This window comes from Natronosalvus caseinilyticus, assembly GCF_017357105.1.
Lineage (GTDB): Archaea > Halobacteriota > Halobacteria > Halobacteriales > Natrialbaceae > Natronosalvus > Natronosalvus caseinilyticus.
Genome location: NZ_CP071596.1, coordinates 232,581 through 247,840, shown reverse-complemented (window position 1 = coordinate 247,840; position 15,260 = coordinate 232,581). Strand labels below are relative to the sequence as shown.

General features: G+C 67.2%; 14 protein-coding genes. 5 read left to right on the top strand and 9 right to left on the bottom strand.

What is annotated here, in order from left to right:
- Positions 1-133 precede the first annotated feature (133 nt).
- Together J1N60_RS01245 and J1N60_RS01240 are read left to right on the top strand one after the other, a co-directional pair.
- Positions 134-1,021, top strand: coding sequence for an alpha/beta fold hydrolase (locus J1N60_RS01245; RefSeq protein ID WP_312910056.1), 888 nt, complete (start codon positions 134-136; stop codon positions 1,019-1,021).
- Positions 1,022-1,084: 63 nt separating this feature from the next.
- A complete protein-coding gene (locus J1N60_RS01240) occupies positions 1,085-2,035 on the top strand; it encodes an HNH endonuclease (RefSeq protein WP_312910055.1) in 951 nt (316 codons plus the stop codon).
- A 12-nt stretch (positions 2,036-2,047) separates the two neighbouring features.
- Here the strand turns inward: J1N60_RS01240 and J1N60_RS01235 are convergent, their stop codons facing one another.
- On the bottom strand, positions 2,048-2,470 hold the full coding sequence (locus J1N60_RS01235) for a CBS domain-containing protein (protein WP_312910053.1): 423 nt from the start codon (positions 2,468-2,470) through the stop codon (positions 2,048-2,050).
- Between the two features lie 172 nt (positions 2,471-2,642).
- Here J1N60_RS01235 and J1N60_RS01230 point away from each other — a divergent pair, with 172 nt between their 5' ends.
- The 3 genes from J1N60_RS01230 (at position 2,643) to J1N60_RS01220 (ending at position 6,183) form a co-directional block, all read left to right on the top strand.
- Entirely contained in the window at positions 2,643-3,881 is a 1,239-nt protein-coding gene (locus J1N60_RS01230) for a digeranylgeranylglycerophospholipid reductase (RefSeq protein ID WP_312910051.1), read from the top strand.
- A gap of 53 nt (positions 3,882-3,934) precedes the next feature.
- On the top strand, positions 3,935-4,333 hold the full coding sequence (locus J1N60_RS01225; RefSeq protein ID WP_312910049.1) for a PLD nuclease N-terminal domain-containing protein: 399 nt from the start codon (positions 3,935-3,937) through the stop codon (positions 4,331-4,333).
- A gap of 221 nt (positions 4,334-4,554) precedes the next feature.
- On the top strand, positions 4,555-6,183 hold the full coding sequence (locus J1N60_RS01220; RefSeq protein ID WP_312910047.1) for a hypothetical protein: 1,629 nt from the start codon (positions 4,555-4,557) through the stop codon (positions 6,181-6,183).
- Between the two features lie 77 nt (positions 6,184-6,260).
- Here J1N60_RS01220 and J1N60_RS01215 read toward each other — a convergent pair whose 3' ends face one another.
- From J1N60_RS01215 to J1N60_RS01180, 8 genes are all read right to left on the bottom strand, one after another.
- On the bottom strand, positions 6,261-7,946 hold the full coding sequence (locus J1N60_RS01215) for an aldehyde ferredoxin oxidoreductase family protein (RefSeq protein ID WP_312910045.1): 1,686 nt from the start codon (positions 7,944-7,946) through the stop codon (positions 6,261-6,263).
- A 92-nt stretch (positions 7,947-8,038) separates the two neighbouring features.
- Positions 8,039-8,440, bottom strand: a complete 402-nt coding sequence (locus tag J1N60_RS01210; RefSeq protein ID WP_312910044.1) for a DUF7344 domain-containing protein — start codon at positions 8,438-8,440, stop codon at positions 8,039-8,041.
- Between the two features lie 307 nt (positions 8,441-8,747).
- A complete protein-coding gene (locus J1N60_RS01205; RefSeq protein WP_312910042.1) occupies positions 8,748-9,008 on the bottom strand; it encodes a HalOD1 output domain-containing protein in 261 nt (86 codons plus the stop codon).
- 362 nt (positions 9,009-9,370) lie between these two features.
- Positions 9,371-10,162 (bottom strand): helix-turn-helix transcriptional regulator, encoded by a 792-nt coding sequence (locus J1N60_RS01200; protein WP_312910041.1) that lies wholly within the window; start codon positions 10,160-10,162, stop codon positions 9,371-9,373.
- Between the two features lie 81 nt (positions 10,163-10,243).
- Positions 10,244-11,230, bottom strand: a complete 987-nt coding sequence (locus J1N60_RS01195; RefSeq protein WP_312910039.1) for a hypothetical protein — start codon at positions 11,228-11,230, stop codon at positions 10,244-10,246.
- A gap of 166 nt (positions 11,231-11,396) precedes the next feature.
- A complete protein-coding gene (locus J1N60_RS01190; RefSeq protein ID WP_312910037.1) occupies positions 11,397-12,197 on the bottom strand; it encodes an N-acyl homoserine lactonase family protein in 801 nt (266 codons plus the stop codon).
- Positions 12,198-12,299: 102 nt separating this feature from the next.
- Positions 12,300-13,436, bottom strand: coding sequence for an ABC transporter ATP-binding protein (locus J1N60_RS01185; protein ID WP_312910035.1), 1,137 nt, complete (start codon positions 13,434-13,436; stop codon positions 12,300-12,302).
- A complete protein-coding gene (locus J1N60_RS01180) occupies positions 13,426-15,252 on the bottom strand; it encodes an ABC transporter permease (RefSeq protein ID WP_312912632.1) in 1,827 nt (608 codons plus the stop codon). The genes J1N60_RS01185 and J1N60_RS01180 overlap by 11 nt, the downstream gene beginning before the upstream one ends.
- Positions 15,253-15,260: the final 8 nt, after the last annotated feature.

Below are 15,260 nucleotides of genomic sequence, written 5' to 3'. Positions count from 1 at the left end.
GGTGGTTAAACACACGGTTTACCAGTTCGGGCAATTATTTTGCCGGGCAGGTGCCAGAACGTGCTCGACCTGGGCTCGAGTCGGCAGTCGGCAGTGGTGCCCGTTCAAGAGGCCAGACCTCGTACCTCGAGGCATGCCACGGGTCACGCGAGACGGCGTGTCGATTCACTACGAGCGCGAGCGAGGAGACGGACGAGGCGAGGGGGCGCCCGTCGTCTTCCTGCAGGGACTGGGCCTCGGGCGCTGGCAGTGGCGCTGGCAGCGCGAGGCGCTCGCCGGTGCCGGCGAGTACGACCTGATCGCCCCCGACACGCGGGGCACGGACCGCTCCGATGCCGGACTTCCCCCGCTCGTCGGTCGACTCCCGCGACGCCTCCGGTCGCCGCTCCTGCGGTCGCGCCTGAGCTACTCTGTGGGCGGACTCGCCACCGACCTCGAGGCGGTACTCGAGGACGCCGGGGTTCGAGACGCTCACCTCGTCGGCCTCGATCTGGGCGGGATGGTCACCCAGCGCTACGCGCTCGAGTACTCGCGTGCGGCCTCGCTCACCCTGATCGGGACGAGCCATGGCGGGGTCGACGCGATGGCGATGGACGAGGACGTCCTGTCGGAACTCCTCGCGAGCGCGGATTCGCCCCGCGAAACCGCTCGCGAGCGCCTCCGAACACTATTCAGCGAGCGATTCACCAACCGCAACCCCCACCTGCTGGATCGACTGGTCGAGTGGCAACTCGCCCAGGCGCCGTCGAATCCGGCGCTCGAGTCCCAGCTGGGAGCGATGACCGGATTCGACGTGGGCGACCGCCTCGAGGGGATTCGCCTGCCGACGCTCGTGATCCACGGGAGCGAGGATCGGATCGTCCCGGTCGAGAACGGTCGTCTGTTCGAGGCGAAACTCTCGAACGTCCAGTACCTCGAGATCGACGGTGGCTCCCATGGCTGTTTCCTCGAGCAGGCCGAGCGGGTGAACGACGTGCTCGAGTCGTTCCTCGCGGAAGTGTCGGCGACGGCGACGGCCTGATCGTCAGTCGAGCGCGAGGTCCACAGCCGGAGCGTTTTTGCGCCGCCGGCGTGACCACCAGTCGTGGAACCCGACGCTCGACCCTGGCAGGCGGATCGTGAGGCGATCTTCGAACGCGACGATCACACGTGCCGGTACTGCGATACCGAGCCCGACAGCGATTCCTCCGGGACGCGCGTCGCGGCGGTCGGCGACGTCGCGCTCGAGGGTACGGTTCACGAGAGCGCGCTCGTGACCGTCTGTGACGACTGCTTTCGGACGCTGCACCGCTCTCAGGACGCCGTCTTCGACGATCGAACGCGCCTCTTCGAGACGATTCGCGACGTGACGAGACGACAGAGCGACGCCATCTCGACCATCGCCTCGTTCGCCTCACTCGCGACGCAGTTGCCGGCGACGATCGAAGACGGCGAGGACGAAGCGGACGAAGCGGGCAGCGAAGACGGCGAGAACGACCGCGAAACCTACGTCACCGCTCGCCAGGACGCCTGCCTCGCGCTCGCGATGGTCGACGCGACCCTCGACCCGCTCGAGCGAGCGCCGGCCGAGTCCGACCTCGAGGCGCTCGCGGCGGGGACGGCCGAGGGGACGGGTGTCGGAACGAGTGACGCAGTGACGAACGACGGCATCGAGGCGAGCGACAACCCGCCAGCCGACACGCTCTCGGCGGCGCTCGAGGCGTTCTGCACCGCGGCGCGGAGTCTCCAGCGTAACCTCCGCGAGGTACTCGAATGCTCTGACGGCATCGCGGTCGGACTCGGGTGCTGTTACGGCTGTTTCACGGGACTCGAGGGTGCGGACGATCCCGCCGTTCTCGACCCCGATTCGTCCCGCCAGTGTCCTACCTGCGGCCTCGAGTCGCCCGCGCTCGAGGACTGGCGCGATGCGGACGGCGACCTCGCGTTCGACGCGCTCTACGGGGCGATCAACGACTCGCTCCAGGCGAGTTCGAAGACGACGACGGCGCTCACGGCGCGGACGCAGGTCGTCGCCGAGTGCCTCTTCGAAACGTGAACGCGAGCGCTATCAGTACGGCGCGCGCTGCTCCCGAATCACGCCGACGAGTTCGCTCTGTTCGTCCGCCAGCAGTTCACTCAGGTCGTCGAGCGTGATGATCCCCACGAGGGAGCCGTCGTCGTCGACGACCGGCAACCGCCGGACGTTGTGTTCGTTCATTCGTTCGGTCGCGTCGTAGAAGCCCGCGTCGACGCCGATCGTGTGGAGGGTTCCGGACATGACGTCCTCGGCGGTCGTCGATTCGGGGTCGTCGCCGTCGACCAGGACCGCGAGCGCGAGGTCGCGGTCGGTCACGATGCCGACCGGTTCGTCCCCCTCGGTGACGACCACGCTGCCGACCATCTCCTCGTCCATCATGGACGCAACGTCTCGAATGGAACTGTCCGGCGACGCGGTGACGACGTCGCTCCGGGCGAGCGTCTCGAGTGACATGTGTCGTACTACGGGGTCGAGATACGTAGTACCGCCACCGGTGAGTGCAGGCGTGGCAGCCGATTTGTCCGACCGACGGGTGCCAGCGAGTCCATATTTACACGCGACGGTGACGTTCTGTTCGCGAACATAACTGGGTATACTCATAATGCTCCAGCACACTCTGTGGGTTATGAACGGAGATTGCGACGTAGTGATCGCCGGGGCTGGGCCCGCTGGTGCGCAGTGTGCGCGGGACCTGGCCGCCCGCGGGTACCACGTCGTCGTCCTCGAGACGGAGGCGGAAGACGAGTTCCCGAAACAGAGCAACAAGTCGACGGCCGGCACGTTCCCGTCGATGATGGCCTCGTTCGGGATCCCCGACGACGTCGTCCAGCAGTTCACCGAATCCGTAGTGCTCGAGTCGCCGAACGACTACTACGTACAGGACCAACCGGGCGCGGTGCTGGACTTCGGGAAGTTCAAGCGGTACCTGGTCGAGGACGGCCGCGAGAAGGGTGCGGAGTACCGCTTCGGCTCGAGAGCGACGGCACCGATCACGGAGGGCGGCGAGCCCGTCGGCGTCACCTACAGCGGGTCCGAGGAACTCTACGCCGACATCGTCATCGACGCGACGGGTCCCGCGGCGCCGCTGGCGAAGAAACTCGGCGTGAGCGACCTCAAGCGGGAGAACCACGCCATCGGGATCGAGTACGAACTCGAGGGGATCGAGGTCGACCACCCCGACTACGCCGACCTCACCGACGCCATGATGTTGCGCCTCGACCACGACATCGCGCCGGGGGGCTACTCGTGGATCTTTCACACCGGCGAAGACACCGCGAAGGTGGGGGTCTGTTACATCCAGAACGAGAGTCACAACCAGCACGGCCGCGACAACTTCAACATCGACGACTACCTCCAGCACTGGATCGACACCGACCCCCGATTCGCAGCGGCCGAGCGAATCGAGGGCCGCCAGCATCGCGGGTCGGCGCACATCCAGCCGCCGGGTCAGATCCACACGGATCGGTTCATGGCGATCGGCGACACCGTCCCGACCGTCGACCCGCTCTGGGGCGAGGGGATTCACACCTGCATGAAGTCCGGGCGGGCGGCCGCCGTCGCCGCCGACAGCTGTCTCAAACACGGCCAGATCGAGCCCACCGCCGACAACCTCGAGGTCTACGACACGCTCTGGCACCGCGACGTCGCCCCGAACGTGGACACGCGCCTCCTGATGACCCACCTGCTCTACCTCGCCTCGAACGACCGATACGACGACCTTATGGCGGACCTGAACCGCCTCGACACCGATACGCTGGCCCAGGCCAACAAGGGGAGTCGGCTCGCGCTCGCGAGACTCCTCAGCGTTCGGGATCTGCCGCTGATCGCCCGCGTGCTTCGGGCGCGGCGGGACTGGTACAACTAGGGACCCGTACTCGGCGGCAATCAGTTTAGGAGCCTCGAGCGCCAACGACCGACATGGATCTGCTGGCGCTCGCCGCGCTCGTTCTCGCCTCGCTCGCGTTCTTCGCCGGCCTCGCCGCGTACGTCTACCGCGACGCCCGCGACGTCGGGATGTCCAACCCGCGGAAGTGGGCCGTGATCGTGTTCGCGGTGCCGGTCTACGGCGCGATCGTCTACCTGCTCGCTCGTAGCGAACTGGACTACGACCCCGAGACGGATCCCTACCGAGGCGGCGCCGTCAACGTCCACCCCTCGCGGGCCGACGAAGTGCCCTGGACGGTTCGGTCGGGGACCGACGAGGGCGTGGGTGAGGGTGGAAGCGGAGACGCTGATGCCGAAGACGAGTGGAACGATCCCGTCTCGCTCGAGAACCTCGAGGACATCGGCATCGACGACGAACGAAATCGCGAGTGAGCGCCGAAACTCGCCGCGACACCCGACCGAGACGGGCCGATGGCCGGCCATCGACGTCGCGTCGAGGTCGAGTACGGCGTCTCCCGCGACTCGAGAGTCGTTCAAATCCCCACCACTCCGGCATGGTGAATTACTATCATTTCTATATTATTGTCGCGTATCTCGTCCGGTACGAACGAGAAACCGTGAGAGTGAACCACCCTCCGGTGTAACCTCGAGCAGTGACCTCCTCGAGTCAGCGCATCCTCGCCGCCGCCCGCGCCGCAGGGCGGATTGCAACGGTTCGCCACCGCGTCGAACTCCGGCGTCGCCGCCGCCACCCGCAACTGGCGGCCGCGGTCGTCCTGGGCGCGACGTTCGCCACACTGTTGCTCGTCGGCACCGTTCCGGTCCCCGTCTACGAGTCCGTCTGGCCCGAACCCGGCGCCTACCACTACGGCACCCTCGTCGGCACCGAGAGCGACCGCGTCCTCGAGCGCACGCGCGAACTCGCGGCCACGGGGCTCGTTCTGACGGCGGGTCTCGGCGCGCTGGGGGCGACGACGAGCGACGGCTGGGAGACCCCGCCGACCGAGGCCGTCACCGCGGTCCCGCTCTCGTCGGCGATCACCGGCGTCCTGGGGGCAGCCCTGCTCGAGCACGGCTGGTTCGTCGCGCCGGCCACGTTCGGGGCCGCGCTGGCGTTCACGGCTGGGACGGGGTCGCCCGCGACGCTCGTCGGCGCAGCCATCGGCAGCGGCGCCATCCTCTTGACCGGTCTGCTCGCCGGAACCGCCGTCGGCGTCGCCATCCGGGCCGCCATCCGACGCTCCCCGCGGCTGTACAGCGCCCGGTACGCCGTGAGCGTCCTCCTCCTGTTCGTCACGTTCGTCGGACTTGCCGCCAGCCGTCGGGCCGCTGGCCTGCTCGGCTCGACGCCGCTGGGGTGGTACGGCGACCTCGCGCTCGCGACCACGCCCGGCCTCGAGGCGGTGCCCGTCCAGGCCGGGGCTGCACTGCTCGTCGCCGCCGGCGTGATCCCGCTCGCCCTGGGAACGACCCTCGTGTCCGGCCGCTCGCTGTGGTTCGCCGAGACCGTCCTCGACGATGGCACCGTCTCCGACTCACGCTCCGACCGGCGGACGCGCGTCGTGGGCCGGGCGCTCGAGGCGCGGTTCGGCCGGGCCACGGCGGGAGCGACCGCCACGGTGTGGCGTCGGATGCGCCGATCGCCGCGGGCGATGCTCTACGTCGTCCTGCCGCTGGCGTTCGTTGGGCCGGTGACCGCCGACGTGTCGTCGACGGCGCCCGCCCTGCTCGCGCCGCTCGTCGTCCTGTACGCCGCCTCGGCCGTCGGCCTCGGGACGACGCTCAACCCCCTCGGGAACGAACGCGTCGCCCTGGCGCTCGTGCGGACCACGCCGGGCGGACCGGGCGCCATCCTCCGCGGGCACGCCCTCGCCGCGCTCGTTCCGGGCGTGCCAGTCGTCGCCACCGCTGCACTCCTCGTCGGCGTTGCCGCAGGCTATCCGCCTCTGACCGTCGCCGGGTTCGCGGCCGCCGCGACGCTGGTGACGATCGGCGGGACGGGCCTCTCGCTCGCCGTCGGCGCCTTCCTCCCGAACCTCGAGGGGCCGACGCCCGCCTCCCTGTCGCCGCCGGAACTGTACGCCATGCTCGCCTATCTCGCCGCGATGGTCGTCGTCGCGAGCCCGCTCTTCGTCGGGTTCGGGACGGGGGTCGCCGACTCGCTTGCGGGAATCGCGGCGACGGTGGGCCTCTGTGCCGTCTTCGGCGGGGTTGCGGGGCTGGGCGGCTATCGATACGCGAGACGGCGGCTCGAGGCGTTCGAACCCGGTGTCGACCAGTGAAACGGCGAAAACGGCGAGAACAGCGGGAACGGCGAAAACGGCGGAAACGGCGGAAACGGCAGAAACAGCCGAACCCGTCAGTCGTCGCTCGAGACCGCCTCGCCCGCGCCGACGGCGTCTGCCGGAACAGTGCCGTCGTCGTTCCAGCCGCGCTCGGCGTAGTACGCCGAGAGGGCGTCATCGAATCCCGGAAGTTCGTAGGGCAGTCGGTCGTCAGCCCGGTCCATCCCGCGCCGGTTGTTGAAGTGGCGCTCCATCGCAACGACCTCGCCGCCGACGGCCAGCAGGTCGTCGTAGTCCGCGTCGAGCAGCGTCTCGAGGCGGTCGGCGTCGACGAAGTCCCGGGAGAACTTACACAGCACCGCGCTGTCCTTGATCACGTTCAGGTTCTCCTTCTCGACGACCTTCGGGGGTTTCCCCTCGAGGCCCTCCTTGTCGATCGCCTGGTCCTGATCGACCAGCGGGTACTCGAGCGAGTAGAACTCGGCGTACATGTGGTCGGCGCCGCGGTTGGAGGTGGCGAAGGACAGCCCCTGGCCGTTGAGCGTGCGGCCGTCGTGGGCGGGGAACTCGAGGCCCTTGACCGACCAGTTGTCGACGCCCAGTTCGTCGTGGATGCGGTCGACGCCCTCGGCGAGCGTGTCGCCGATTCCCTCCCGGTGGGCGATTTTCTCGACGGTCTCGTGGATCAACTCGGCGTCGCCGAAGGCGTCCTCGCTCGCGAGGTACGCCGAGACGACGTCGCCCGCGGAGATGGTGTCCATCCCGAGTTCGTCGCACAGTTTGTTCGACTGCATCACGTCGACGATGTCGTCCACGCCGGCGTTCGACCCGAACGCCATCACCGTCTCGTACTCGGGGCCCTCGGTCTCGAGACCGGACTCCTCGTCTCGGGTCGGGAGTTTGCAGGCGAACGCACACGCCGAGCAGGTCCCCTTCTTGTACTTCTTCTCCTCGACGCGGTCGCCGCTGATGCCCTCGGCGCCCTCGAAGCCCAGTTCCGAGAAGTACCGCGTCGGCAGGGCCTCGACCGTGTTGGCGAATTCGGTCATCGAGGAGGTGCCCTGTCGTTTCATGATGTGGTCGGACTGGGCGGCCTCCCGGTGGACGTCCATCTGGAGGGGCGGAATCTCGACGTCGTGCGTCGAATCCCCGTCGAAGGTGATCGCCTTGACGTTCTTCGATCCAAGCACGGCGCCAAGGCCGCCGCGGCCGAACGCGCGCTCGCGCGAGGTCATGATCGAGGCGAAGCGAACCCGGTTCTCGCCCGCGGGGCCGATGGTGACGGTGTGCTCGGCCTCGAGGCCGTGTTCGTCCTCGATGTAGTCACAAATCTCGCTCGTCTCGGCCCCCTCGAGTGCCGACGCGTCCTCGAACTCGACCCCGTCGTCGGTGACGTGCACGATCACGAGGTCGTCGCTCTCGCCTGCGATCTCGACGGCGCCGTAGCCCGTCGCCGTGAAGTTTCGGGAGAGGAAGCCTCCGGCGTTCGAGGAGAGCAGGCCATCGGTCAGCGGCGAGAGCCCGGTCGCCGACATCCGTCCGGTGAAGCTCATCGTCGAGTGCTGGAGCGGTCCCGTCGCGAAGAAGAGGCGGTTCTCGGGCCCGAACGGGTCCGCGTCGAACGGAATCCGGTCGTGAGCGAGTTTCGTTCCGACCGCGCGGCCGCCGACGTAGCGCTCGAGCACGTCGTCGATCGATTCGGTTTCCCACGAGCGGTTCTCGAGGTCGATCGTGAGCAGCGGTCCCCTGGCGTGGTTCATACCTCACAGTGTCACGCGGTCGTGCAAAACGGTACCGGTTATCGCGCTCGAGTTGGGGAAGCTACGACGAGCGGTCATTCGATTCGCGGCGGCTACGACGAGCGGTCGTAGGTGTCTCGTGGCTCGCCACAGATCGCGTCCATCCGGTCGGCGAGGCGTTCCCCGGATTCGGTGAGGAGGGCCGTCTTCGTCTCCGGATCGTAGTCGATCGCGCCCTCGTCGGCGAGTTTGGGAACGTGTACGTGGTGGAGCGAGATCGTGATCGACCGGAGGTGGTCGTGCTGGGCGTCCGCGTGGTCGGAGATCGAGTGCAACCGATCGCTCGATTCGCGAGACGAAATTTCTTCGGCCAGTTCCTCGAGGGTCGCCGGGCCGGTCGTTTCCTCGAGGTATCGTACCACCACGCGGCGCCGCTGGTCGGCCAGAAGGTCGAACGTCGAGGTCACTTCGCCGGCCTGCTCGAACAGCGCTGGTGATGGGATGTTCGTCGTCATGTACTGATCGTACCCTGGGTTGGGTGGTGACGGGAATAATCTCGGTTCCTACGTGTTTTGACCGGATTATCCGTACCGTTCGGACCACGTGAACGTTTCTCGGGGAGCCGACGACCGACGGCTCCCGGACCCGTCGGCTAAAAATCGGTGGTTCTCGGATTCGTCGGTCAGCAATCGACGGCTGTTCGTGGACGACTGGTCGCGCTGTATACGCCGGTTACGATTCGAACGATTGTGCCCGCTCGCTACCCGCTACCCGCGACTCGCTCGACTCTTCGAACGCTGGAACGCTGGAACGCTCGACCGATCACTCGAGGGACTCGATTCGAACCGTACCGGTGCCGTGGACGGTGACGTCGAATCCGTTGCTGACGAAGTGAAACGACTGCCGACTCGACCGGGAGCCGACGCGTTCGAGCAGGGTCGGATCGACGTCGTGGTAGAGCGGTCGCAGATCGGTCGACGAACAGCCTCGAATCGTCGCCATGGCCTCGGCGATCGACACCGTCGTTTCGCGATCGTCGTCAAGTCGAAATTCGTGCGCGTCCGTGGGGGTATTCCGTGTCACGGTATCGAGATTACGGTCCATACTGGTCATTGGTGGATTCCTGTGAGTAGTCCGTTCGAAGGGACCGAGGTCCCATCGTTCGAGAGGGACACCAGCGAGTCGTATATACCCGATGGAATAATTCGGCAATAGATCGACTGAATAGCACGAACGGGAGGTATTCGAACGTTCGACGGTTTTGCACCAGTCGAACGAGTTGCATCGATCGAACGGGACGCGCTTGAGCGCCGATTTCGAGTAACGAACTCGAGCGCCGTTCTCGAGCGACTTTGGGACGATGTCGAACCGACCAAGGACGGCCGTCTCGAGACGGCAACAGTCACTGGTTCCAGCGCCTCGCGTGGCGGAATCGGTGTTCTCCGTCACTCCAGCCGAAACGCGTCCGTGTCCGCCGCGTACTCCGCGTAGAGCGATTCGGCCCACGATCGCGCCCCGGAATCGGTCGTCTCGACGAACGCGCGGGCGATGCCCGACTCGTCGTGCGCGGCCAGGCCCACCCGCTCGTCGAAGAGAAAGAGCTCGAACGGGACGTTTTCGGCGACGTAAACCTCGAACCGGCCGGTTTCGAACGCCTCCATCGCCTCCTCGACGTGTTGCTCGAGGATGATCTCGATGATCTGCTGGTCGAAGATCACCTCGATTTCCATGCCGTCGAGGATTTCCCGTCGGGCCACGTCGACGTAGAGCGGCGAGATGATGCTCGAGAACATCCGGAGGGAGTCCGTTTCTTCGATGAGATCGGTGATGCGCTTGACGCCGACGTGTGCCTGTCGGTGGCGCGAACAGGTCACGGTCGCGTCAGTGAAGTGCTCGACCGGGACCGCCGGCGCCGAGTCGTCGATCGTGTTCAGGAACGGCTCGAGCCGTCGCGCGCCCTCGAGGTTCGTTCGAAACGTGCGGAGTTCGTCGGCGACGACGTCGCCGAGGCCCGTGCTCTCGAAGCGGTCGGCGGGTTTCTCGACCAGCCCGTGCGCCTCGAGCGTATCGGCCGCCCGGTGGACGGTCGACCGGGCCATCTCGAGCTGATCGGCCAGTTCACGAGCCGTCCGCGGCCGATCGGCCAGCAGTTCCAGCAGCTCGGATCGGGTCATCACCTCCTGCACGAAATCTCCGTTCGAGCGGGGTTCTCGATCGGTTCGCTCTCGGTCAGTCACGTCCCATCACCACCGAAGTGGGGCGTTCGTGCGGTCGGCTGCCCCTGGTCGTGGCGAGTCGGGCCGTTTTCACACGTCCCTTCATTTTCGCCCTCGGCTTTCCAGATGGCACGCGAGCACCGTCTCGAGTCCCTCGAGAAGCGCTTCGACGTCGACGCTCTCGATGTCGGCGGCGTACCCCTCGACGTGATCGTAGTGCTCCGACCACCGTTCGAGTAATCGGTCTTCGATATTCGCCTCGTGGATTCGCGCGACGATTTCGTCCCGGTCGGCGGTCGCGGGGTCGGCTCGCAAGCGCTCCAGTTGCTCGCGCGAAACGACGTCCCGTTCTACGGCGGAGACGACGACGCCGGAACTGCAGTCTCCCTCCTCGAGTTCGCGCTCCCACGTGGTGACCCAGTTGCCGATTCGGGTCATCTGCTGGGCGCGTCTGAGTACGTCCCGCAGCCGTCCGAGTTCGGAACGGTCGAACGCCGGCGAGTACAGCAGGTCGATGGTGGCGTAAGGAAACAGCATCATGTTGTGACTGTCGTAAATGGCGGTTTCCTCGAGGGACGCCAGCTCGAGGTGGTGGTTCAGCAGGTAGGTGTACTCGATCGCGGTGTTCGTCCGGCCGAGGTCGAACCGGAGCAGGTCGCTAAATTCCGCATAACGGGGTGCTGACTCGAGGCTTTCGTCTACGCGCTCCCAGACCTCGTGGGCGAGTGCGACGGTCGCCGCGTCGACCTCCGGATGCGTCTCGTCGGCTGTCTGGTGGTCGAACGGCGCTTTCGCGGCCTCCCGAAACGTGTGTACGTCCTCGTCGCGTTCCGCGAGGTCGTCGAGGATGGTGACGTACAGCGACGCGAGCAGCTTGCCCTCTCGGACCTGCTGGCCGTCGTCGGGGTGAACACACGAGAGGGTAATCTCCGGAAAGAGGTAGTAGAGCCACTTCCAGAGGAACCGATCCCGTTCGTCGACGATTTCCTCGTAGGTCTCGAGGAGGGTCGAAACGGACGCGGGAAGGGCCGTCTCCTCGATCCGCTCGATGTGGGTCGCGTCGGTGAGGTCCGTGTTCCGTGTGGTCATGATATAGAGTCGGTACGCCGAGGACGTTTTTCGGTCTGAGCCGTCACCGACGGAGCGACTCGTCGGTGTCAGTCTCCGTGGTGGCGGGTGCTATGGGCAGTAGTAGCGTGTGACAAGCCCATAAACGTACCCATGCATCAGTTCGTGTATTCATCGGACACGAGACTCACTCGAGCGCGTTCGGCGGGTCCGGAAGGCGCCGCTGCTCCTCGGGATCGTGGTGAACGATGACGTCCGCGTCCGCGACGCGAGCGCGATCCTTTATCGCGGCGATCGAGTCGACCGACGCCTCGAGCGACCACGCGAACGAGGCCGCCAGTTCCTGCTCGTAGCCCGCGCGGCTGTTCGCTGCATCGGCCGCGAGGATTGTCGTCCCCGAGGCGAGGTCCACCTCGAGGGACTGGTGGCCCGGCGTGTGTCCGGGTGTCGGGAAGGCGACGGCCGAGCCGTCGCCAAAGACGTCGTACTCGCCCGTAATCGCGACGACGTCCGCGTCGAGTTCCCGGAGGTGGCGGAAGTCTCCCTCGAGGTAGAACAGCCGCTGGGGGCCGTCAGGCCAGAACGCGTAGCGCAGTTCCTCCTTCCGGACGACGACGGTCGCCTCGGGGAACGAATCGAGGTTGCCGGCGTGGTCGGTGTGGAGGTGTGAGAGCACGACCGTGTCGACGTCCCCTGGCTCGTAACCCAGGTCGTCGAGGTGTTCGACCGGCGGCTTCCCCTCCGAGAGGTCGATCGTCTCGGCGAACTCGGCCATGTGGGGCGCTCCCGCCGGGCCGTACTCGAGCGGCGCCGTCGCCATCTCGTGGCTCACGCCCGTATCGAACAGGGCGAGTCCGTCGGAGTGCTCGAGCAGGTAGCACGGACACCAGCCCACGTAGGGTTCGCCGGGGTTCTGGAGCTGGGTCGCGGCGCTGTTGTCGAAGGTCCACCTCGCCGTGTTCAGCCGGTAGAGTCGCTCGACTGGCATACGTGTCCCTTCGACTCGAGGGTGATGAATCTATCCGGGTGAGCAGGTACGGCTGCGTTCGACGCCGTCTGTGCCTGCTGACGCGAGTTTGCCGCTCACCGCTCACCGACCGACGACGTGCGCGTCGCCCGGCTCGAACCCGACTCGAACTTCGCCCGAGAGCGGCTCGCGCGTTCGCAACACGACGTCGCGTCCCCGCCAATCGAGGTGGACGCGCGTGGTCTCCCCGAGGAACTCCGCGCTCTCGACGGCTCCCGTGAACGTGTTCGTCGGCGCCTCGAGCGAGAGGTGTTCGGGGCGGACACAGAAGGTCAGGGACTCGCCCCGGTTCGCCACGTCGCTCCGGTCAGCCGCGACGTGGAACTCGGTCCCGGCGACGTCGACTCGAGCCTGCGCCTCGTCCCCGTAGCCGTCGATGTCGACGCCGACGACCTCGCCCTCGAAGACGTTGTTGTCCCCGACGAACTCGGCGACGAAGCGCGTCTGGGGGCGGTGGTAGATCGTTCGCGGCGGGGCGACCTGCTCGGGTGCCCCCGCACGCATGACAGCCACGCGGTCGGAGATGGCGAGGGCCTCCTCCTGGTCGTGAGTGACGTACACCGTCGTAATCGCTAGCTCTCGCTGGATCGCCTTCACCTGGACGCGGAGGCGCTCGCGAAGTTGCGCGTCGAGGGCACTCATCGGCTCGTCGAGCAGGAGCACGTCCGGGCCGGGCGCCAGCGCGCGGGCGATGGACACGCGCTGTTGCTGGCCGCCGGAGAGTTCGTCGGGGTCGCGGTCGGCCATCCCCTCGAGGTCGACCAGCTCGAGCAACTCCCGAACTCGTTCCTCGCGTGAGACGTCTCCCGGCGGGTCGGTGAAGTTGAGCCCGTAGGCGACGTTCTCGCCGACGCTCATGTGCGGGAACAGCGCGTAGTTCTGGAAGACGACGCCGACGTCGCGATCCTCGGGCGGGACGTCGGTCACGTCCTCGCCGCGGAATCGGACGGTTCCCACACTCGGCGCTTCGAACCCGGCGACGAGCCGGAGCGTGGTGGTCTTCCCACAGCCCGAGGGGCCGACGAGGGTGAAGAACTCGCCCTCGCGGACGCGGATCGAGACGTCGTCGACGGCCGTCGTCTCGCCGTACGTCTTCGAGACCTCCTCGAGTTCGAGCGCGACGGGAGCGTCCGCGTCGATCGGGTCGGCCTGGCGGTCGGTCGCCCGTGCGCGCTCGAGTCCGTTCCGTTCAGAGGCCAACGCGATCACCTCCGAGGCGGTCGATGACGACGAAACTGAACGCGGTGACGACGAGCAAGACGACGCCCATGGCGGTCGCCGGTCCGAGGCGGCGCCCGATGAATCGTTCGATCGCGATCGGCATCGTGTACTGGTCGGTACCCGTCGCGAGGATCACCGTCGCGGAGAACTCCCCCATCGAGATGGCCACCGCGAACGCCGCGCCCGCGACCACGCCCGGCCAGACCAGCGGCAACTCGACGTCGAGCAGCGCCCTGGTTCGAGAGGCCCCAAGTGCACGAGCGGACTCGAGCAAGCTGGGATCGATCGACTCGAGCCCCGGCGCGACGGTGCGGACGACGAACGGGTAGCAGGCGACGGCGTGGGCGGCGACGATGGCCACCGCACCGGTGATGGTGATTCGATAGTGCCAGACCTCGAACCCGAAGACGGGACCGCGGAGCAGGCCGATCCCGACGACGATGCCGGAGACGGCGAGCGGAGCCATAGCGACCACGTCGACGAGTTTCCGCCCGCGGTACCGGCGCGTCGTCAGCACCGAGACGACGACGCCCATCGGGAGGGAGACGGCGAGTGCCGCGGCGGCGAACAACAGGGAATTACGGATGGCGGGCCAGGGTCGAACCTGAAACGCCGCCGCGGTCGCCTGGCGCTCGAGGAGGAAGCCGTAGTGTGCGAGGGTGAACTCGCCACCGGGGGTGGTGACGCTCCGGACGAGCAGGCTCGCGATGGGGGCGACGAAGACGAACAGGGCGACCACGCCGTAGACGGCCAGGCCGACCCGGGGGAGGAGTTCGCGCGCAGAGAACGCTGGCGGCGCGAGCGACTTCCGGGGAAGGGGTCGAATCCCGCTCGAGCGAACCGAGTGTTTCGCCTCGTAGCGGAGGTAGCCGTAGAGCACGCCGAGCGAGATCAGGAGTTCCACGATCGCCAGTGCGGCGGCCTCGGCGTAGTCGAGATTCTGGACCAGCTGGTAGACGAACACCTCGACGGTCGACAGCCGGATGCCACCGAGGGCGAGGACGATGGGGAACGTGCCGAACGTGAAGACGAACGTCAGCGCTGCCCCCATCAGCGCGGCGGGGTACAGCTGCGGCGCCACCACGTCTCGGAAGGCCCGGAACGGCCCGGCGCCGAGGCTGCGAGCGGTTTCGAACGCGCTCGCGTCGACGGACTCCCAGGCCGCTGTCGTCACCCGTGCGACCAGCGGCGCGTTGTAGAACGCGTGAGCGATCAGGATCGCCTCGAGACTGTACATGAGCGAGACCGGTCCCAGTCCGAGGGGCTCGAGGACGGCGTTGAGCGTGCCGCTCCGGCCGAACGTGGCGACGAAGCCGACGGCGACCATGATCGACGGCATGACGAAGGGGAGAATCGTCAGCGAGCGCAGCGTCCGCCGGCCGCGAAACTCGTAGCGTGCGAGGAGGTAGGCCATCGGCAGGCCGAGCGCGAGCGACAGGAGCGACGAGAGCAGCGCCTGGTAGGCGGTAAAGCCGACGATACCCAGTCGACGGTCGCTCGAGACGAGGTCCGAGAGGACCTCGAACGGGGGTTCGCCGGCGAGCAGTCGCGCGAAATCGCCGAAGTAGAACGGGTCGGTCACCAGGTCTGCGAAAATCGCGAGCGTGAGGACGCCCTCGACGACGACCGACTCGACGAATACCGTCGCCACGGGGTAGTAAAACATCGCGAGCAACAACCCGACCGTGGCGACGGCGCCGGTGGCGACCGCCCGGCGCTCGAGGCGGTCGCGGACGGTCCGGTGGCGGGTGGGGGATCGGCCCGACACGCCGTCGGCGGAGGGGGCCCCCGGCATCGCCGCGT

What these genes read in the sequence shown, in the direction of transcription:
- J1N60_RS01245 (WP_312910056.1), top strand. Translation starts at nt 134, where the DNA reads ATGCCACGGGTCACGCGAGACGGCGTGTCGATTCACTACGAGCGCGAG.
- J1N60_RS01235 (WP_312910053.1), bottom strand. Translation starts at nt 2,470, where the DNA reads ATGTCACTCGAGACGCTCGCCCGGAGCGACGTCGTCACCGCGTCGCCG.
- J1N60_RS01230 (WP_312910051.1), top strand. Translation starts at nt 2,643, where the DNA reads ATGAACGGAGATTGCGACGTAGTGATCGCCGGGGCTGGGCCCGCTGGT.
- J1N60_RS01225 (WP_312910049.1), top strand. Translation starts at nt 3,935, where the DNA reads ATGGATCTGCTGGCGCTCGCCGCGCTCGTTCTCGCCTCGCTCGCGTTC.
- J1N60_RS01215 (WP_312910045.1), bottom strand. Translation starts at nt 7,946, where the DNA reads ATGAACCACGCCAGGGGACCGCTGCTCACGATCGACCTCGAGAACCGC.
- J1N60_RS01210 (WP_312910044.1), bottom strand. Translation starts at nt 8,440, where the DNA reads ATGACGACGAACATCCCATCACCAGCGCTGTTCGAGCAGGCCGGCGAA.
- J1N60_RS01195 (WP_312910039.1), bottom strand. Translation starts at nt 11,230, where the DNA reads ATGACCACACGGAACACGGACCTCACCGACGCGACCCACATCGAGCGG.
- J1N60_RS01190 (WP_312910037.1), bottom strand. Translation starts at nt 12,197, where the DNA reads ATGCCAGTCGAGCGACTCTACCGGCTGAACACGGCGAGGTGGACCTTC.
- J1N60_RS01180 (WP_312912632.1), bottom strand. Translation starts at nt 15,252, where the DNA reads ATGCCGGGGGCCCCCTCCGCCGACGGCGTGTCGGGCCGATCCCCCACC.